Genomic DNA, 18,034 nt, shown 5'->3' on the forward strand with positions numbered 1-18,034 from the left:
GGGCTTGGCGGGCGCGCGCGGCGGGCAGGCGTTCGTCAGTTCGTCCGCGTCCCCGTGAGGGCGATGCGGCCCCGCCCGTGCCTCCGGAATGGACCGTTCCGCACCTCTCGTATCGCTACTCTCCCTCCATGCAAATCCCCGCCTTTGTCGATATGCGACCCATTGGGCAATGCAATCTCGATTGTCCCTTTTGCTTTGGTCCGCGGCATGATATCCCCTCCATGTCCCGGGGCGACGCGCTGAAGGTCGCGGCCGCGCTGAAGGACGGAGGCGTGCGCGGCGTCGTCATCTCCGGGGGTGAACCGACCTTGCTCTCCTATCTCGACGAGCTCGCCGCGACGCTGCGCGAACCCGATGCGGACGGTGCCTCCCCGAAGGTCGTCCTGAGCACCAACGGCCTTGCCCCGCTGCGGGCGATGGAGCGGGTGCTGCCCAGCCTCTCCTGGATCGCGCTGCCCCTGGAGTCCGCCGACGCGGACGAGCACCGGGCGCTGCGCACCGGCGTCGCGCCGCACCGGGAGCGGATGCTCGGCCTGCTCGGCGAGGTGCGCAGGAACCACCGGCATGTCCAGGTGAAGCTCGGCACGGTCGTGACCAGGCTGAACGTCGCGGGGGCGCCGGGCGTGCTGAATCTGATCGAGGACTCCAGCCTGCCCGATGTGTGGAAAGTTTACCAAATGTCCGAAACCAACTATGGTGCGGACAACCGGGATTGGCTCGCCCTCGGCGACGAGGAGTTCGAGGACGTGGTCCACCGGTGCGAGGCCGCCGCCCGTGAGCGCGGTGTCGCCCTGCGCGTGTATCGCAACCGCACCCGTAAGGGCAGTTACTTCTTCGTCGATCCCGACTGCGAGGTCGTCGTCATCGACGAGGGCGGCGAGCGGCGGACGGGCAACTTCTTCGACCGGCTCGCGGAGAGCTCCGAGGAGCTGCCGGCCGCGGTCGAGGGATCCAGGAACATCGAGAATTTCACTGGCACTTACCCGGACGAGTGAGAGGGCCGCCATGACGACACAGGTACGCGTAGGGGTCCAGGCGATCGTTCGTGCGGGCGGCAGGGTGCTGCTCGGGCTGCGGGCCAACACCTTCGGCCACGGCACATGGGGGCTGCCCGGCGGCCATCTCGAAGTGGGGGAGTCCCTGGCCGGTGCCGCATGCCGGGAGCTGGAGGAGGAGACGGGGCTGCGCGCGATCGGCACCCGCGTCGCGTGCGTCACCGATCCCGACCCGGCGGCCAATCACCACATGCAGATCGGCGTGGAGATCCTGGACTTCGCGGGTGAGCCGCGGGTGCGGGAGCCGGAGCGGTGTGTGCGCTGGGAGTTCTGGCACCTGGACGCGCTGCCCGACGCGCTGTTCGTGGGCTCCACGGGGGTGCTGCGCAGCGTCAGGGGCGGCGCCCTCCATCTTCCGTGACGCCCCGGCCGGCTACTCCCACATCGACTTGAGGTAATCGAGGGACTGCGCGCGCACGGCGTCCCGCAACGCCATCTTGTGCTGATCCTCGTTCGCCTTGAACTGGATCAGCGTGCTCGCCAGCTCCCACTGGATCTCGAACTCGGCCCGGCTGTCGGCGTAATACCTGCTGTCCCTGTGGAACTCCACCTCGAACACATTGAATTTGCGCCGGGTCCGGCGTTCCGGGTTGGACGTGATGTAAGGCTCGAAGAATCCCTTGTGCGTCGTCAGAAGCGTCGATCCGGGGATGTCGATATGGGTGATGCGCAACTCGACCTGACCGGGATACGTCTCCTCGAGCGTGTGGTAGGAGTCGAGCACCGGAAGGAACGTCTTGTCGTAGTAATCGCTGGCCATGACGATGTCGACGATGTTGTCGGAGTTGGGCCGCTCCGCCGTCGCGTCATGCTTGGTGAACATGGCGAGGGAGTTCCAGGGGCTGCTGATGATGGCGTAGAAGTAGCTGCCCTGGTTCAGGGCGTGGATCAGCTGGGGATGGAATCGCCTCAGGTCCTTCAGGAAGAAGGACGCACCCGCGTGCGCGACCAGCCTGATCATGTTGCGCTCGCGCCTGATCGCCTTCCCCTTGGTCATGTTGCGGGCCGAGCTCTCCTCAGGTGTGTAGACGCGCTCGATCGCGTACGGGAGTTCGTCGGACGGGGACGAGTCGCCCCGCATGTCCGCGAGCGCGGCACGCAGTTCCAGTGTCTGGGAGTGGTCACTGCCCAGGGTCCTCGCGGCCTTGGCGGTGGCGTCGTCGAGCAGGGCCACGGCCTGCTGCCTGCGCGACGTACAGAGGTCCGTGCCCTCGGCCGCCTGGTACTCCGCGGCGGCGAGGGCCGCCTGGGCGATCAGCGTCTGCTGGTGTTCCGGGCCGAGCAGCGCGACCGCCCGCAGGTGGGCGATCTCCAGCTCGCCGAGCTGCTCCTCGGCCTGCTCGTCGTTCTGCTCGGCCGCCGCCACCCGGAACCTCGCCTCGGCAAGCGCGGACCGGGCGGCGATGGCCTTGGGATCGTCGTCGCCCTTGAGGCTGGTGATGAACCAGTCCACGGATTCGGCGAAGTCGGGTATGGCCCGCCTGAGTTCGGCGATGTCCCGGCGGCTCGATGCCGCCTCCACGCGCACCCAGTCGGCGGTCAGGCGCGCCTCCGGGTCACTGCCGTAGGACCGCCCCAGTACGGTGACCGCCTTCTGTGCCCAGACCGCCGCGTCCTCCGGATGCCCGGCCCGCAGGCTCGCCGCGCTCAAGTTGGCCAGGATCCTGCCGAGTTCGGGCGCGGCCCTGCGCTGCGCCCTGTTCAGCGCGTAGGCGAAGACCATGCGGGCCCGGTCGAGATCGTCGTGCTCCGCGAGCAGCGAGCCCAGTTCGTTCCAGGTGTCGGGGGCGAACATCTCCCTGTCCGCTTCGACGATCTCCATATGGCGCAGCGTCACGTCGGCGAGGGACAGCGAGCGCTCCGTCATGCCGAGCGCGAGGAGCAGCTGGGCGAGATTGATGTGCTGGCGGGCGGTGGCCCAGAGGGGCGCGTGCGACGCTTCCGGACTGGTGAGGCGTTTCACGTAGCCCGCGAGTGACTCCTTGAGGTCCGTGCGGGCGGTGCCCTGCGCCTCGAGTGCGCTCTCGGCCGCCGTCAGCGCCTCACTGATGTTCGTGATCGTCGTCATGTCCCCTCCAGGGGGCCGCCCGCATGCGCGGCTTCCTCGTCAAGGCCGGTGGTTCCAGCGCAGGTTCACGTAGCTGGACACGCCGGCCTTCTTCAGGCCTTCCCGCACCGTGTGGTCCTTGCGGGCCGCCGCCTCCGCCTGCGGATCCTGGAGGACCGTATAGATCCGCTCGGACTCGGAAAGCGGCCGTGCGGGCTCGGGACGGAACCTGAAGGAGTCGAACCGCCGCACCGCCTCGTCGATCACACCGGCGAAGAGCGTGTCCTGCGGGGCTTCCGTGGCGGCGGGCCGCGCGACGATGAGGCCGAGGACGACCGAAGGGCGGTCGGGGTCGAGCTCCTCCCGGTCGACGGGGCTGCCCACGAACTTCTTTACGTTGTCGCACGAACCGTCCTGCCGGAGCAGATGGCAGCTGACGGCCTGGTCGTCGTGCGTGCTCTGATAGATGACTGAAACGTCGCTCACGGTTCCCCGCAGCTCGACGCCGTTGCCCGGCGGCCGGTGCGCCGCCCGCCACGGTTCGCCCCGTCGTGCCGTGTCGAAGTTGATGCCGGGCAGCGGCACCTTCTCGCCCTTGCCGAAGATGATCTTCACGAGGGCCATGTCGGTGAGGGGGTCGCAGTCCTTCACCTCACCGGCCAGGCGCCTGCCGCCCGGCAGCCGGACCACCACCGGTCGCAGCCGCGCCTTCCGGTCGTCTCCGAGACAGTGCGCGGCAGTCAGGGCGAAGTACTTGGTCAGGCGCACGCCGGATGCGATACGACGGTTTCCCCGCAGTATTTGGATCAAGTGTGTGGGGTGCGTCATGGGTTCGTCCCCCCGTCCGATCCCAAGAACGAATCGCGCAATTGCGCGTGGAACATGCAATGATAGCCACTCACGCTTCCGGGTCGGGAGTAATCGCGCAACAACTCTTCTCAGGACCCGAGTTGAGGAGATCTTCTCCCGTGCACCTCTTTGCGCAGAATGCTCAGGAACTCGTGATCCGACTTCTCTGATTCCGCCACGCGCCGGATGAATTCCCGCCACAACTCGTCGGATTCGGCCATTCGGGCATAGCCGCCCTCCTGGTTGTCCCACTCCTCCCAGGCCGCTATCCACGCCCGCATCGCCCGGAACGTGGCCAAGTGCGCCTTGAGGACCGGGACCGAGGCGTAGATCTCGAGCCGCGCCGCCAGGACTTCGGCGTCGGTCAGCGCCGCACCGGTGCCGTCCGGCCAGTCCCCGGTCCTGCCCAACTCCACGCGCAGCCCGCCGAGTCGGCGCACGATGACCATGGCCTCTTCGTACACATCCATGCGCCTGGACCAGACGCGGCTCTCGCGCTCGCGCCGGTCCGTCGCGCGCTGGGTGAACCACGCCCCGGAAAAGGAGGCGACAGCGCCCAGGCTCATCCCGATGATCGCCGCTGTGGCCGGACTGAGTGTCACTCGGGCATCATGGCGGCCGGAAGCGGGCCAGGGCAGCCGTCGTACGGCAACAACCCCTGGCCGGAGCCGAGTTGGAAGGCGGTAGCTCATGGCGGACCACGACCTCACGGGATTCACCCGGGGGCTCTTCACCCACGAGGGCACCACCCGCAGAATCCTGCGGCGAGGCGAAGGGCCCGCCGTCATCGTGATGGCGGAGATACCCGGCATCACGCCCAAGGTCCTCGAGTTCGCCGAGAAGGTGGCCGCCATCGGCTGCACGGCGGTGCTCCCCGTGCTGTTCGGCAAGCCCGGATACGACCCCGACCCCAAGGCCCACGGGCCGGTGAAATCGGGGCTCTACGCGGCATCGAGCCTGGCGAAGGTCTGTGTGAGCAGGGAGTTCACCGTGCTCGCCACCGGCCGCAGCTCGCGCGTGGTCGGCTGGCTGCGCGCGCTCGCCGCGCACGAGCACGAGCGGTGCGGCGGCCCCGGAGTCGGCGCCGTCGGCATGTGCCTCACCGGCGGCTTCGCCCTGGCGATGGCCACCGACGAACGGCTGCTCGCCCCGGTACTCTCCCAGCCCTCGCTCCCGTTGGCCGTCAACGGCCGCCGCGCGTGCACCATCGACATCTCCGCCGACGAGCTCGCCGTGGTCAAGGGCCGCTGCGAGCGCGACGGGCTTCAGGTGCTCGGGATGCGTTTCCGCGGCGACGGGCTGGTTCCGGGCGACCGGTTCGCCTTCCTGCGCGAGCAGCTCGGCGACGCGTTCACCGCCGTAGAGCTCGACGACAGCGACGCCAACCCCGATGCCATGCTGAAACGGGCGCACTCCGTCCTGACCGAGCACCTCATCGACGAGCCGGGCCAGCCGACCCGGGCCGCGCTCGACGACGTACTCGACCTCTTCCGTGCGCGACTGCTCAAGGGCACCCCCGCCTAGGGCCTGTCCGATGGGTCCTGCCGGGGTCGCGACCCCTGGCACGCGCATCTGGGCCCGCTCGGCCCTGGTCAATCGGTGCCCGGCGCGAAGGCCGGCCTGACCCATCGGACAGGCCCTAGGCGGCCCTCAGACGTAGGCGGCCCTCACACGCCCGCCACCTCGCCGCGCCGCACCGCCCGCGGCGTCGCCCCCCACCAGCGGCGGCAGCAGCGGTTGAGCGCCGACTGCTCGGAGAGGCCGAGGAGCAGCGCGACCTGGCCGAGCGGCAGATCGGTGGTGGTGAGGTAGCGGCGGGCGGCGCCGCGGCGTTCCGTGTCGATGATCCCGGCGAACGTCGTGCCCTCGTCGCGCAGCCGGCGCTGCAGGGTCCTGGGGTGCACGTTGAGCAGCCGGGCGACCGTGTCGATCTCGGGGAGCGCGGTGCCGAGCGACCGCGCGACGACCGCGCGGACACGGCCGACGACGTCCGTGCGCTCCCGCAGCGACTGCTCGTCGAGATAGGCGAGCGCGAGGCGGCGCAGCTCGGCGTTGCTGCCGCCGAGCGACCGGTTGGCCAGGCTCAGCGGGACACGGAGCAGCGCCGCCGGGCGGTCCCCCTTCACGGGTACGCCGAAGAAGTCCTCGTACGTGGAGAGGGGGGCCAGGAGGGGGTGCGGCAGCTCTACGGAGCCGAGCCCGTAAGGGCGGCCGACCAGATAGCCGATCGCCCGGTGCATGAAGCCGAGGGAGAGGTCGGTGCCCTGGGGCGGCGCCTCCATGCCCTCGAGAACGCCGTCGCGCACGCCGTACCGCAGCGCCGCCACCCCGGGAGTGCCGTACGGATCGGGCTCCAGGCTGAGGCTCAGCGAGCGGGCGTGCACGAAGAGATAGCGCGTGGTGCACTCCAGGGCGTCCCCGAGCGTCGCCGAGTTCTGGATGGCGAGCGCGAGGGCGCCGAGCATGCCCAGGTCCTGCCGGGCCGCGATCCGCAGGCCGAGATCGGGACAGCCGAGATCGGCGGCGGCCAGCTCCAGTACCGTGGCCATCGCCTCTTCGGGGACAAGGAGATCGTCCGTGTCGAGCGCGGCGGTCGGGCAGCCCGCCTGCCGGGCATAGGCCTCGGCGTCACCGCCCAGCTCCGCCACCGTGGCACGGAAACCGCGCAGCCCCGCCGATCTGATCACGGACATGTCGTACAGGGTCAAAGATCTGTCGTCCCAGGTCAATTCCTGGCGGGTGTGCTTCCGGACACTGAGGACCATGACGCAAACCGCAGACTCCAGCTCCCCCGGCTCGAGCACCGCAGGCTCCGGGGCCCCGGCCGAGCACATCGACGTCGTCATCGTGGGCGCGGGTCTCTCGGGTGTCGGCGCCGCCTACCGGCTGCAGACCGAGTGCCCGGAGCGCTCGTACGCGATCATCGAGGCGCGGCAGTCCATGGGCGGGACGTGGGACCTGTTCCGCTATCCGGGCGTGCGCTCGGACTCCGACATGTTCACGCTGGGCTATGCCTTCAAGCCCTGGCGCGACTCGAGGGTGCTCGCCGACGGCGGGTCCATCCTGAGCTACATCAAGGAGACCGCCGCGGAGTTCGGCATCGACCGACGGATCCGCTACGGCACCAAGGTCGTCGCCGCCGACTGGTCGGGCGAGACGGCACGCTGGACCCTGACGCTGGAGCGCACGGACGAGGAAGGACACCGCACGCAGACCACCGTCACCTGCGACTTCCTCTACTCCTGCGCGGGCTACTACAACTACGACCAGGGACATACCCCCGAGTTCGAAGGCGTCGACTCGTTCTCCGGCACGGTCGTGCACCCGCAGTTCTGGCCCGAGGACCTCGACCACACCGACAAGCGGGTCGTGGTCATCGGCAGCGGCGCCACCGCCGTCACGCTGGTGCCCGCGATGGCGGAGAGCGCCGCGCACGTCACCATGCTGCAGCGCTCCCCGACCTGGATCGGCTCGCTGCCCTCGCGGGACCGCCTGGCCGACGGCATCCGCGCCGTTCTGCCCGCGGGCACGGCCCATCGCGTCGTACGGACCAAGAACATCCTCTTCGCCATCGGCCTCTACCAGTTCTGCCGCCGCAGCCCGAAGGCGGCACGGCGCCTGCTCACCGGTCTCAACAAGCGCATCGTCAAGGACGACCGGCTGGTCGCCGACCATCTGACGCCGTCGTACGACCCGTGGGACCAGCGGCTGTGCGCGGTGCCCGACGCCGATCTGTTCAAGGCGCTCAAGAAGGGAGCGGCCGAGATCGTCACCGACCACATCGACCGCTTCGTGCCCGAGGGCATCCGCCTGAAGTCCGGCCGGGTCCTCGAGGCCGACGTGGTCGTGACCGCCACCGGACTCCAACTGCTCGCGTTCGGCGGCATCACCCCCAGCGTCGACGGCCAACCGGTGCAGCTGAACCGCCAGTTCGTCTGGCGCGGCGCGATGATGACCGGCGTACCGAACTTCGCGGTGTGCATCGGCTACACCAACGCCTCCTGGACCCTGCGCGCCGACCTCACGTCCCGCCTGGTGTGCAAGGTCCTCAACCACATGCGCGAGAACGACTACGCGGCCGTGGAGCCGACGCCGACGGGCGCGCTGAACGAACGCCCGCTGCTCGACCTGGCCTCCGGCTACGTCCAGCGGTCGATCGACGCGTTCCCCCGGCAGGGCGACAAGAGCCCCTGGAAGGTCCGGCAGAACTACGTCCTCGACGCGGCGTCGACACTGCGGACGAACCTGCGCAGGACGCTGGCGCCCACGCCGGCGGCGGCCGTGCGGCGGGCGCGGGCGGCAGCGGCGGAGCGGCCTCGGGAGGAAGCGGCGCGGTGACCTTGCTCGGGCACGAGCAACTCGCCCCGGCCGCCGGGATGTTGGCGGAGGTCCGGGGCCGCCGCCCGGGACGGCGATGACATCCGGATGCGCGAAGTCGACCTGTGGCGGGTCAAGATCGAACGCTGCGTACGTTTCATGATCGCCCAACTGCCCAACTGCCCAGCTGCCCAACTGCCCAACTGCCCAACTGCCCAGCTGCCCAACTGCCCAGCTGCCCAGCTGCCCGAGGGACCCGAGGACGACTTCGCCCCGCATGCGCCGACCCGGAGCACCCGCGTCAGCGCGGCGCCTCAGATGGCCTCGCGGATCGCCCGCTCGAAGCCCTCGACGTGGTTGCGGGTCAGTCGCGCCGCCTCGTCCGGGTCGCCGTCCACGATCGCCTTCAGCAACGGGCCGTGCTCCACCACGTGGCCCGTCATGCCGGGCAGCCGGTCGATGAACAGGCACCAGATGCGGGTCGCCAGGTTGTCGTGGCGGACGAGGGTGTCTTCCAGATACGGGTTGTGCGTGGCGGCGTAGATGGCGCGGTGGACCTGGAGGTCGAGGCGCATCAGTTCGTCCGGGCCGTGGGGCCGTGAGTCCACGCCGGTCAGCTCCCGCTGGAGTGCCGTCAGGGTCGCCCGGTCCGCTGCCGTGGCGCGCCGCGCGGCCTGGGCGGCGGCCAAGGGTTCGAGTTCCTGGCGCACTTCCGAGATGTGGGCCAGGTCGGTGATGTTGACGTCGGTGGCGAAGGTGCCCCGCCGGGGATACGTCGTGATCAGACGCTCGTACTGAAGCCGCTTGAGCGCTTCGCGCACCGGCGTCCGCCCGACGCCGAGCGACTGCGCCAGCTGGTCCTCGTTGATCGGCGCCCCGGGGCGGATCTCGAGCATGACGAGCCAGTCACGGATCGCGCGGTAGGCGCGTTCGGCAAGGGACAGCTCCTCGCCCCTGGGCGCGGTGTCCAGCTGCTGCATGAAAATCCCCCTTGCCGAATGCCCTCTTGACCAGTCCCGCGAGCTCCCATACCTTACCGCACAGGCTGATATATCAGTTGTCCATTAGCTGGCTCTCAGGATGGTGCACAGATGGCAGCGAACCCGATGGCAACGAACCCGTCGATCACCACAGTCGCCTCTTCCCTCGCCCGCCCACTGGCCGCGATCGACCCGGATGTCGCCGCCGCCGTCGAGTCCGAGCTGCACCGCCAGCAGTCGACCCTCGAGATGATCGCCTCGGAGAACTTCGCACCGGCCGCGGTCATGGAGGCCCAGGGCTCCGTGCTGACCAACAAGTACGCGGAGGGCTACCCCGGCCGTCGCTACTACGGGGGCTGTGAACACGTCGACGTCATCGAGCAGTTGGCCATCGACCGGGTGAAGGAGCTGTTCGGCGCCGAGGCCGCGAACGTGCAGCCCCACTCGGGCGCCCAGGCCAACGCGGCCGCGATGTTCGCCCTGCTCGACCCCGGCGACACGATCCTCGGCCTCGACCTGGCGCACGGCGGGCACCTCACCCACGGCATGCGCATCAACTACTCCGGCAAGCTCTACAACGTCGTCCCGTACCACGTCCGCGCCTCCGACCTGCGGATCGACATGGACGAGGTGGCCGAGCTCGCCCGCGAGCACCGCCCGAAGCTGATCGTCGCCGGATGGTCGGCCTACTCCCGCCGTCTCGACTTCGCCGCGTTCCGGCGGATCGCCGACGAGGTCGGCGCGTACCTGATGGTCGACATGGCGCACTTCGCGGGTCTTGTCGCGGCCGGACTGCATCCAAGTCCCGTTCCGTACGCGGACGTTGTCACGACCACCACGCACAAGACCCTCGGCGGGCCGCGCGGCGGGGTGATCCTCAGCAGGGCCGCCCTGGCCAAGAAGATCAACTCGGCGGTGTTCCCCGGCCAGCAGGGCGGCCCCCTGGAACATGTCATCGCGGCGAAGGCGGTGGCCTTCAAGGTGGCGGCGGGGGCGGAGTTCAAGGAGCGCCAGCGGCGCACCCTGGACGGCGCCCGCATCCTCGCGGGGCGACTGCTCGCCGACGACGTGGCCGAGGCCGGGATCACGGTCCTGACCGGCGGTACGGAGGTCCACCTGATCCTCGTCGACCTGCGGAACTCCGCGCTCGACGGACAGCAGGCCGAGGACCGCCTGCACCGCGTCGGCATCACCGTCAACCGCAACGCCGTGCCCTTCGACCCGCGCCCCCCGATGGTCTCATCGGGCCTGCGGATCGGCACCCCCGCCCTGGCCACCCGCGGCTTCGGCGAGACGGAGTTCCGCGAGGTCGCCGACGTCATCGCCGAGGCGCTGAAGGACGAGAAGTTCAGCGACGAGCGCGCGGGCCTGCTGCGCGACCGGGTCGAGAAACTCGCGGCCGCGTTCCCCCTCTATCCCCACCTGCCCCACCCGAACGGAGACGCGGCATGACCGCCGAGCCGCTGCCGGAGCACCCCGACTTCCTCTGGCGCACCCCCGAGCCCCGCTCGTCCTACGACGTCGTCATCGTCGGCGCGGGCGGCCACGGCCTGGCCACCGCCTACTACCTCGCCAAGAACCACGGCATCACCAACGTCGCCGTACTGGAGAAGGGCTGGCTGGCCGGCGGCAACATGGCCCGCAACACCACGATCATCCGCTCCAACTACCTTCTGGACGCGAGCGCGGGGATCTACGAACACGCGCTGAAACTGTGGGAGGGACTCCCCGAAGAGCTCGACTACGACTTCCTGTTCAGCCAGCGCGGCGTACTCAATCTCGCGCACACCCTCCAGGACGTACGCGAAGGCGTGCGCCGCGCCAACGCCAACCGCCTCAACGGCGTCGACGCCGAGTGGCTCGACCCCGACGAGGTCGCCAAGGTCTGCCCCATCCTCAACGTCTCGCCCCACACCCGCTATCCCGTGCTCGGCGGCACCTTCCAGCCGCGGGCCGGCATCGCCAAGCACGACCACGTCGCCTGGGCGCTGGCCCGCCGTGCCGACGAGATGGGCGTGGACCTGATCCAGGGCTGCGAGGTCACCGGTTTCCTCAAGGACGGCGACCGGGTCGTCGGCGTCGAGACCAACCTCGGCCGCATCCACGCGGGGCGCGTCGGGCTCGCGGCCGCCGGGCACAGCAGCGTGCTCGCCGAACGGGCGGGCGTCCGGCTGCCGGTGCAGTCCCATCCGCTGCAGGCCCTGGTCTCCGAACTCCACGAGCCGGTCCACCCCACCGTCGTCATGTCGAACCACGTGCATGTGTACGTCTCCCAGGCGCACAAGGGCGAGTTGGTGATGGGCGCGGGCGTCGACACGTACAACGGCTACGGGCAGCGCGGCTCCTTCCATGTGATCGAGCATCAGATGGCGGCCGCCGTCGAGCTGTTCCCCGTCTTCGCCCGCGCGCACGTGCTGCGCACCTGGGGCGGCATCGTCGACGTCACCCCCGACGCGTCGCCGATCATCGGCGCCACGCCCGTCGAGAACCTCTACGTCAACTGCGGCTGGGGCACCGGCGGTTTCAAGGCCACCCCGGCCGCAGGCTGGACCTTCGCCCACACCATCGCCACCGGCCGACCGCACCCCCTCAACGCCCCCTTCGCCCTCGAACGCTTCACCACGGGCGCACTGATCGACGAACACGGCGCCGCCGCCGTGGCCCACTGAGAGGAGGATCCGATGCTGCTGATCACCTGCCCGTGGTGCGGTCCACGTGACGAGACCGAGTACCACTACGGGGGACAGGCCCACGTCCCCTACCCGGAGACCCCCGCGGATCTCGACGACCGGCAGTGGGCGGAGTACGTCTTCTACCGCGACAACCCCAAGGGCCCCTTCGCCGAACGCTGGCTGCACAGCCACGGCTGCCGCCGCTGGTTCAACGCCCTGCGCGACACCGCCACTTACGAGGTGCTCGCCACCTACCGGCTCGACGAGCCGCGTCCCGACCTCGCCCGACCGGCCGCCGGAGGAGAGCGATGACCGAACAGGAGCACTTCCGGCTCGGGCACGGAGGCCGCGTCGACCGCGGCACCGTCCTGCGCTTCACCGTCGACGGACGGGAGTTGACCGGCCGCGCCGGCGACACCCTCGCCTCCGCGATGCTGGCGAACGGCATCGCCGAGGTCGCCCCCTCGCTCTACACCGGCCGCCCGCGCGGCATCGTCGCGGCAGGCGTCGAGGAGCCCAACGCCCTTGTACAGCTGGGGGGTTCATGTTCGGAGGGCATGCTCCCGGCGACGACCGTGGAGCTGTACGACGGCCTGTTCGCCACGACACTCTCCGGGATGGGGCGGCTCGACCCGACCCCCGACCCCGCCGTCTACGACAAGAAGTACGTGCACACCGACGTCCTGGTCGTCGGCGCGGGACCGGCAGGCCTCGCGGCGGCCGCCGCTGCCGCCGAGTCCGGCACCCGAGTGATCCTCCTCGACGACCAGCCGGAGCCCGGCGGTTCACTTCTCTCCGGGCGCGCCGAGACAGTCGCCGCACAGCCCGCCCTCGACTGGGTCGCCGACGCCCGCGCGGCACTCGAAGCCGCCCCCGAGGCCGTCGTCCTGCCGCGCACCACCGCGTTCGGCAGCTACGACGACAACTACGTACTCGCCCTGCAACGACGCACCGACCACCTCGGCGCCGACGCCCCCGAGCCCTCCGAAGGCATCTCGCGCCAGCGGCTGTGGCACATCCGGGCCCGCCAAGTGGTCCTCGCCACCGGCGCGCACGAGCGTCCGCTCGTCTTCGCTGGCAACGACCGCCCCGGAGTGATGCTCGCCGCGGCCGTGCGCTCCTACCTCAACCGGTATGCCGTGGCCCCGGGTTCGCGGGCCGTGGTGGGCACCACCCATGACAGCGCCTACGACACGGTCGCCGACCTGCACGCCGCCGGGATCGACATCGCCGCCGTCGTCGACGCGCGCCCCACGCTGTCGCGGCGCGCCTCCGAGGTCGCCGCCGCGACCGGGGTGCGGGTGCTGACCGGAAGCGCGGTCGTCGACACCACGGGCGAGAGCCGGATCACCGGAGTCACCGTCCATGCCCTCGACGGCAGCGGTCAACTCACCGGCGTACCCGAATCGTTCGACTGCGACCTGCTCGCCGTCTCGGGCGGCTGGAGCCCGGTGGTGCACCTGCACAGCCAGCGCCAGGGCAAGCTCCGCTGGGACGAGGACCTGGCCGCCTTCGTCCCCGACGGCACCGTACGGAGCCAGTACGTCGTGGGCGCGGCCCGAGGGACGTACGACCTCGGCAGAGGCCTCGCCGAAGGGCGGCGGGCCGGTGCGCTGGCCGCCACGGATGCCGGATTCCCCGTCCCGGTACCCGAAGCCCCCTCCGACTCCGAGGAAGCGCGCCCCGTCACACGCGCCCTGTGGCTGGTCCCCGCGCCCGACGGAGAACCCGCCACCTGGGACACCCACTTCGTGGACCTCCAGCGCGACGTCACCGTCGCCGACGTGTGGCGGTCAACCGGCGCCGGCCTGCGCGGAGTCGAACACGTCAAGCGCTACACCTCACTCGGCACGGCCAACGACCAGGGCAAGACGTCCGGCGTCAACGCGATCGGTGTGATCGCCGAGGCACTCGGCGCGGGCGCGTCCCCCGGCGACATCGGCACCACCGCCTACCGCGCGCCCTACACACCGGTGGCCTTCGCCGCCCTGGCGGGGCGTGAGCGCGGCGAGCTGTTCGATCCCGAGCGCACGACGTCCATCCACTCCTGGCACGTGGCCCACGGGGCGCTGTTCGAGGACGTGGGGCAGTGGAAGCGGCCGTGGTACTACCCACAGCCGGGGGAGGACATGGAAGCGGCCGTGGCCCGCGAGTGCCGCGCGGCCCGCGAAGGGGCGGCGTTCATGGACGCCTCCACCCTCGGCAAGATCGAGATCTGGGGCGCGGACGCGGGGGAGTTTCTCAACCGCATCTATACGAACGCCTTCAAGAAGCTCAAGCCCGGCATGGCCCGTTACGGCGTCATGTGCAAGCCCGACGGGATGATCTTCGACGACGGTGTGACGCTGCGCCTCGACGAGGGCCGCTACTTCATGACCACCACCACGGGCGGCGCCGCCGGTGTCCTCGCCTGGCTGGAGGAGTGGCTGCAGACCGAGTGGCCCGAACTCGACGTCCACTGCACCTCGGTGACCGAGCAATGGTCGACGATCGCCGTCGTCGGCCCCCGCTCCCGCGAGGTCGTCGCGCGACTCGCCCCCGGCATCGACGTGTCGAACGACGCCTTCCCGTTCATGGCCTTCCGCGAGACCACCCTCGCCTCCGGCATCCCGGCCCGCGTCTGCCGGATCTCCTTCTCCGGCGAACTCGCCTACGAGATCAACGTATCCGCGTGGTACGGCCTGGCGGTCTGGGAGCAGGTGCGCGAGGCCGGACTGCCGTACGGCATCACTCCGTACGGCACCGAGACCATGCACGTGCTGCGCGCCGAGAAGGGCTTCATCATCGTCGGCCAGGACACCGACGGCACCGTCACCCCGCAGGACGCGGGCATGGACTGGGTGGTCTCCCAGCGCAAGGACTTCATCGGAAACCGGTCCTACGCGCGCGCGGACACGGCCCGCACCGACCGCAAGCAACTGGTCGGCCTGCTCCCGGCCGACCGCACGACGCGGCTGCCCGAGGGCTCCCAACTCATCGCCTCGGACACGCCGTTGACCCCCCAAGCCGGGCCGGTGCCGATGCTCGGCCACGTCACCTCCAGCTACCACAGCCCCGCCCTCGGCCGCCCCTTCGCGCTCGCCCTCGTCGCCGACGGGCGCGCCAGGATCGGCGAGACCCTGCTCGCCCCGGTGGGCGACGACCTGGTGCCCGTCCTGGTGGCCGACTCCGTGCTGTACGACCCCGAAGGGACCAAGCGAGATGGCTGAGCCGACCGAGGCCGCCCCCGGCCCGACGCGCCTGCGCCGCAGCCCGCTGGCACATCTGGACGAGCGGATGCGCGCCGCCACGGTCACCGGCGCCCGCGGCGTGGCGCTGACCGAGTGGCCGTTCATCACGATGCTGAACCTGCGCGTGGACCCCGCATCCGAAGCGGCCGCCCGCATCGAGAAGACCCTGGGGACGCCGCTCCCGAGGCAGTGCGGACACACCACAACAGGCGGCGCCCACACGGTCGCCTGGCTCGGCCCCGACGAGTGGCTCGTGCTCTCCCAGGCCGAAAGCACCGTCACGTACGCCGAGTTGAGCGAGGCGCTCGACGGGGACCCGGGCTCCGTGGTGGACGTCTCGGCGAACCGCACCACCCTGGAGCTGACGGGCCCGGCCGCCCGCCAGGTCCTCGAGAAGGGCTGCCCGCTCGACCTGCACCCCCGGTCCTTCGGCCCCGGCCAGGCGGTGTCCACCACGGTGGGCCCCATCCCCGTACTCCTCTGGCAGGTCGAAGGCCAAGTCGACGGCGCAGTGTACGGCGCACCGACCTACCGGCTGTTCCCGAGGGCCTCCTTCGCCGACTACCTCGCGCGCTGGCTCATCGACGCGATGAGCGAGTACCGCGCCCCGGAGGTCCCCTGATGGCACGCGGCGCGTTCGCCCCCGCGGCGCCGGTCGAGCACGTCCTGACCCTCGACTGCCCCGAGGCCCCCGGCATCGTCCACGCGAGGGCCGGGTGTTCGTGCAGGGCAGGCGCACGGTGATCCTGCGCTGACGGAGCCTGTGCGGAGCCTGTGCGGAGCCATTGCGGGGCGCCGCGAAAAGAGCTGGCGCCCCGCACGGGAACCCGCCTATCGTTGGGGCTGTTCCGAAGAAGGGGCCGTTCGAAGCGGCCCTCTTTCCGGCTCTCTTTCCGGCTCTCTTTCGCCGTATGTACCAGGAGGTGTGACCGATGGCTGTCGTTGAGACGGGCGCTGCCCGCATCGAGAAGTCCGTTCATTCCACCTCCGTGGTCACCGGCTGACCTTCCTCTTCACCTTCGCGCGCCAGCGTGCGCGTGCGCCGGGGCCACCCCTGTGAAGGGTCCCCCTTGTCTTCTCTCTCTGCATCCATGCAGGCTTCTTCCCCGTCTTCGCACCCACTCGCGCCCTACGGCTGGGACGAGGACTGGGAAGCCGAGTTCACCCCGTACGCGGCGCAGGGCCTGCTGCCCGGCCGTGTCGTACGTGTCGACCGCGGTCAGTGCGACGTGGTCACCCCGCACGGAACCGTCCGCGCCGACACCGAGTTCGTCGTCCCGCGCGACCCCATGAAGGTCGTGTGCACCGGCGACTGGGCGGCGATCGACCCCGAGGGCGGCGATCCGCGCTACGTACGCACGCTCCTTCCGCGCCGCACGGCCTTCGTGCGCTCCACGTCCTCCAAGCGGTCCGAGGGACAGATCCTCGCGGCCAATGTGGACCACGCGATCATCGCGGTCTCGCTCGCCGTCGAGCTCGACCTCGGCCGCATCGAACGGTTCCTGGCCCTGGCCTGGGAATCGGGCGCCCAACCGGTGGTCGTCCTCTCCAAGGCGGACCTGGTGCCGGACGCCACAGGCCTGTCCTATCTCGTCGAGGACGTGGAGACGACGGCCCCCGGCGTCCAGGTCCTGCCCGTCAGCGCCACCACCGGCGAAGGCGTCGAGATCCTCGCGGCCGTCGTCTCCGGCGGTACGTCCGTCCTGCTCGGCCAGTCCGGAGCGGGCAAGTCGACGCTGGCCAACGCGCTGGTCGGCGAGGACGTCATGAACGTCAACGCCGCCCGTGACGTGGACGGCAAGGGCCGCCACACCACCACGACCCGCAACCTCCTCGTACTGCCCGGCGGCGGAGTCCTCATCGACACACCGGGCCTGCGCGGCGTGGGCCTGTACGACGCCGGAACGGGTGTCGGCCAGGTCTTCTCCGAGATCGAGGACCTGGCGCGGGACTGCCGCTTCCAGGACTGCGCACACACCGCCGAGCCCGGCTGCGCTGTCCTCGCCGCGGTGGAGGAGGGCACGCTGCCCGAACGCCGCCTCGACAGCTACCGCAAGCTGATCCGCGAGAACCAGCGGATCGTCGCCAAGACGGACGCACGACTCCGGGCGGACATGCGCCGCGTGTGGAAGATGCGGGGCGCGGAGGGCCGGGCGGCGATGGAGGCCAAGCGGGGGCGTATCCGTTAGTGCGGACCGGTAGGTACGGGGCCCTGTCCTGGGCCTCGCACCGCCCAGGTCCCCCTCCCGCGCAACGTGATGTCCGATTCCCGCCAGCCGGGTCGCCGGGGCGGCCGCACACTGGATGACGTGATCGACATCGATATCGACGAAGAGACCAGGTACGAGGCGGTACGCAGCCGCGACGAACGCTTCGACGGGGAGTTCTTCTTCGCCGTCGAGACCACCGGCATCTACTGCCGGCCGAGCTGCCCCGCCGTCACCCCCAAACGGCAGAACGTCCGCTACTACACCACGGCCGCCGCCGCCCAGGGCTCCGGCTTCCGGGCCTGCCGCCGCTGCCGTCCGGACGCCGTTCCCGGGTCCGCCGAGTGGAACGTACGCGCGGATGTCGTCGGCCGTGCCATGCGCATGATCGGCGACGGTGTCGTGGACCGCGAGGGCGTCTCCGGCCTCGCCGTACGCCTCGGCTACAGCGCCCGGCAGGTGCAACGGCAGCTCACGGCCGAGCTGGGCGCGGGCCCCGTCGCTCTCGCCCGTGCCCAACGGGCGCACACCGCAAGGGTGTTGCTGCAGACCACCGGGCTGCCGATCACGGAGATCGCGTTCGCCGCGGGGTTCGCCAGCGTGCGGCAGTTCAACGACACCATCCGGGCGGTGTACGCGCTGACGCCGACGGCGCTGCGGGCCGCGGCGCCGCGGGG

The 18,034-nt window shown here is 70.5% G+C and carries 16 protein-coding genes; 11 read left to right on the plus strand and 5 right to left on the minus strand.

All coding sequences use genetic code 11. From position 1 onward, the window contains the following. The first annotated feature begins 152 nt into the window (after nucleotides 1-152). Both E2651_RS28300 and E2651_RS44185 read left to right on the plus strand, forming a co-directional pair. Nucleotides 153-995: a radical SAM protein gene (locus tag E2651_RS28300; RefSeq protein WP_280922813.1), complete on the plus strand. Its 843-nt coding sequence runs from the start codon at nucleotides 153-155 to the stop codon at nucleotides 993-995. Between the two features lie 10 nt (nucleotides 996-1,005). Further along, nucleotides 1,006-1,416: an NUDIX domain-containing protein gene (locus tag E2651_RS44185; protein WP_167828914.1), complete on the plus strand. Its 411-nt coding sequence runs from the start codon at nucleotides 1,006-1,008 to the stop codon at nucleotides 1,414-1,416. 12 nt (nucleotides 1,417-1,428) lie between these two features. On the opposite strand, the gene E2651_RS28310 is transcribed toward E2651_RS44185, so the two are convergent. The 3 genes from E2651_RS28310 to E2651_RS28320 form a co-directional block, all read right to left on the minus strand. Next, nucleotides 1,429-3,123 (minus strand): hypothetical protein, encoded by a 1,695-nt coding sequence (locus tag E2651_RS28310; RefSeq protein ID WP_135334073.1) that lies wholly within the window; start codon nucleotides 3,121-3,123, stop codon nucleotides 1,429-1,431. Between the two features lie 39 nt (nucleotides 3,124-3,162). Beyond that, nucleotides 3,163-3,870, minus strand: a complete 708-nt coding sequence (locus tag E2651_RS28315; protein ID WP_135334074.1) for a serine protease — start codon at nucleotides 3,868-3,870, stop codon at nucleotides 3,163-3,165. A gap of 170 nt (nucleotides 3,871-4,040) precedes the next feature. After that, the gene (locus tag E2651_RS28320; RefSeq protein WP_135334075.1) at nucleotides 4,041-4,553 is read right to left on the minus strand and encodes a hypothetical protein; all 513 of its coding nucleotides are present in this window, start codon (nucleotides 4,551-4,553) and stop codon (nucleotides 4,041-4,043) included. Between the two features lie 88 nt (nucleotides 4,554-4,641). Here E2651_RS28320 and E2651_RS28325 point away from each other — a divergent pair, with 88 nt between their 5' ends. After that, the gene (locus E2651_RS28325; protein ID WP_135334076.1) at nucleotides 4,642-5,475 is read left to right on the plus strand and encodes a dienelactone hydrolase family protein; all 834 of its coding nucleotides are present in this window, start codon (nucleotides 4,642-4,644) and stop codon (nucleotides 5,473-5,475) included. Between the two features lie 143 nt (nucleotides 5,476-5,618). Here the strand turns inward: E2651_RS28325 and E2651_RS28330 are convergent, their stop codons facing one another. Then, nucleotides 5,619-6,644, minus strand: coding sequence for an AraC family transcriptional regulator (locus E2651_RS28330; RefSeq protein WP_135334077.1), 1,026 nt, complete (start codon nucleotides 6,642-6,644; stop codon nucleotides 5,619-5,621). Nucleotides 6,645-6,714: 70 nt separating this feature from the next. Between E2651_RS28330 and E2651_RS28335 the strand changes: the two genes are divergently transcribed. After that, nucleotides 6,715-8,289 (plus strand): NAD(P)/FAD-dependent oxidoreductase, encoded by a 1,575-nt coding sequence (locus E2651_RS28335; protein ID WP_135334078.1) that lies wholly within the window; start codon nucleotides 6,715-6,717, stop codon nucleotides 8,287-8,289. Between the two features lie 293 nt (nucleotides 8,290-8,582). Here the strand turns inward: E2651_RS28335 and E2651_RS28340 are convergent, their stop codons facing one another. Further along, entirely contained in the window at nucleotides 8,583-9,248 is a 666-nt protein-coding gene (locus tag E2651_RS28340; RefSeq protein WP_135334079.1) for a GntR family transcriptional regulator, read from the minus strand. Nucleotides 9,249-9,374: 126 nt separating this feature from the next. Here E2651_RS28340 and glyA point away from each other — a divergent pair, with 126 nt between their 5' ends. The 7 genes from glyA to E2651_RS28375 form a co-directional block, all read left to right on the plus strand. Then, on the plus strand, nucleotides 9,375-10,700 hold the full coding sequence (gene glyA / locus E2651_RS28345; RefSeq protein WP_135334086.1) for a serine hydroxymethyltransferase: 1,326 nt from the start codon (nucleotides 9,375-9,377) through the stop codon (nucleotides 10,698-10,700). After that, the gene (locus E2651_RS28350; RefSeq protein ID WP_135334080.1) at nucleotides 10,697-11,917 is read left to right on the plus strand and encodes a sarcosine oxidase subunit beta family protein; all 1,221 of its coding nucleotides are present in this window, start codon (nucleotides 10,697-10,699) and stop codon (nucleotides 11,915-11,917) included. The genes glyA and E2651_RS28350 overlap by 4 nt, the downstream gene beginning before the upstream one ends. Before the next feature lie 12 nt (nucleotides 11,918-11,929). Continuing rightward, nucleotides 11,930-12,232, plus strand: a complete 303-nt coding sequence (locus tag E2651_RS28355) for a sarcosine oxidase subunit delta (protein ID WP_135334081.1) — start codon at nucleotides 11,930-11,932, stop codon at nucleotides 12,230-12,232. Beyond that, entirely contained in the window at nucleotides 12,229-15,129 is a 2,901-nt protein-coding gene (locus E2651_RS28360) for a sarcosine oxidase subunit alpha family protein (RefSeq protein WP_135334082.1), read from the plus strand. The genes E2651_RS28355 and E2651_RS28360 overlap by 4 nt, the downstream gene beginning before the upstream one ends. Then, on the plus strand, nucleotides 15,122-15,772 hold the full coding sequence (locus E2651_RS28365; protein ID WP_135334083.1) for a sarcosine oxidase subunit gamma family protein: 651 nt from the start codon (nucleotides 15,122-15,124) through the stop codon (nucleotides 15,770-15,772). The genes E2651_RS28360 and E2651_RS28365 overlap by 8 nt, the downstream gene beginning before the upstream one ends. Nucleotides 15,773-16,241: 469 nt before the next feature. After that, nucleotides 16,242-17,339, plus strand: coding sequence for a ribosome small subunit-dependent GTPase A (gene rsgA, locus E2651_RS28370; protein ID WP_135334084.1), 1,098 nt, complete (start codon nucleotides 16,242-16,244; stop codon nucleotides 17,337-17,339). Between the two features lie 69 nt (nucleotides 17,340-17,408). Beyond that, nucleotides 17,409-18,034: Ada metal-binding domain-containing protein (locus tag E2651_RS28375; RefSeq protein ID WP_245239304.1), on the plus strand; the 626-nt coding region annotated here is incomplete at its 3' end.

This window comes from Streptomyces sp. MZ04, from assembly GCF_004684775.1.
Classification (GTDB): Bacteria; Actinomycetota; Actinomycetes; order Streptomycetales; family Streptomycetaceae; genus Streptomyces.

Excerpts from the sequence above, each read along its gene's own strand:
- E2651_RS28310 (WP_135334073.1), bottom strand. The coding sequence starts at position 3,123 with ATGACGACGATCACGAACATCAGTGAGGCGCTGACGGCGGCCGAGAGC.
- glyA (WP_135334086.1), top strand. The coding sequence starts at position 9,375 with ATGGCAACGAACCCGTCGATCACCACAGTCGCCTCTTCCCTCGCCCGC.
- E2651_RS28360 (WP_135334082.1), top strand. The coding sequence starts at position 12,229 with ATGACCGAACAGGAGCACTTCCGGCTCGGGCACGGAGGCCGCGTCGAC.
- E2651_RS28355 (WP_135334081.1), top strand. The coding sequence starts at position 11,930 with ATGCTGCTGATCACCTGCCCGTGGTGCGGTCCACGTGACGAGACCGAG.
- E2651_RS28325 (WP_135334076.1), top strand. The coding sequence starts at position 4,642 with ATGGCGGACCACGACCTCACGGGATTCACCCGGGGGCTCTTCACCCAC.
- E2651_RS28340 (WP_135334079.1), bottom strand. The coding sequence starts at position 9,248 with ATGCAGCAGCTGGACACCGCGCCCAGGGGCGAGGAGCTGTCCCTTGCC.
- rsgA (WP_135334084.1), top strand. The coding sequence starts at position 16,242 with ATGCAGGCTTCTTCCCCGTCTTCGCACCCACTCGCGCCCTACGGCTGG.
- E2651_RS28350 (WP_135334080.1), top strand. The coding sequence starts at position 10,697 with ATGACCGCCGAGCCGCTGCCGGAGCACCCCGACTTCCTCTGGCGCACC.
- E2651_RS28365 (WP_135334083.1), top strand. The coding sequence starts at position 15,122 with ATGGCTGAGCCGACCGAGGCCGCCCCCGGCCCGACGCGCCTGCGCCGC.
- E2651_RS28300 (WP_280922813.1), top strand. The coding sequence starts at position 153 with ATGCGACCCATTGGGCAATGCAATCTCGATTGTCCCTTTTGCTTTGGT.
- E2651_RS28330 (WP_135334077.1), bottom strand. The coding sequence starts at position 6,644 with ATGTCCGTGATCAGATCGGCGGGGCTGCGCGGTTTCCGTGCCACGGTG.
- E2651_RS28335 (WP_135334078.1), top strand. The coding sequence starts at position 6,715 with ATGACGCAAACCGCAGACTCCAGCTCCCCCGGCTCGAGCACCGCAGGC.
- E2651_RS44185 (WP_167828914.1), top strand. The coding sequence starts at position 1,006 with ATGACGACACAGGTACGCGTAGGGGTCCAGGCGATCGTTCGTGCGGGC.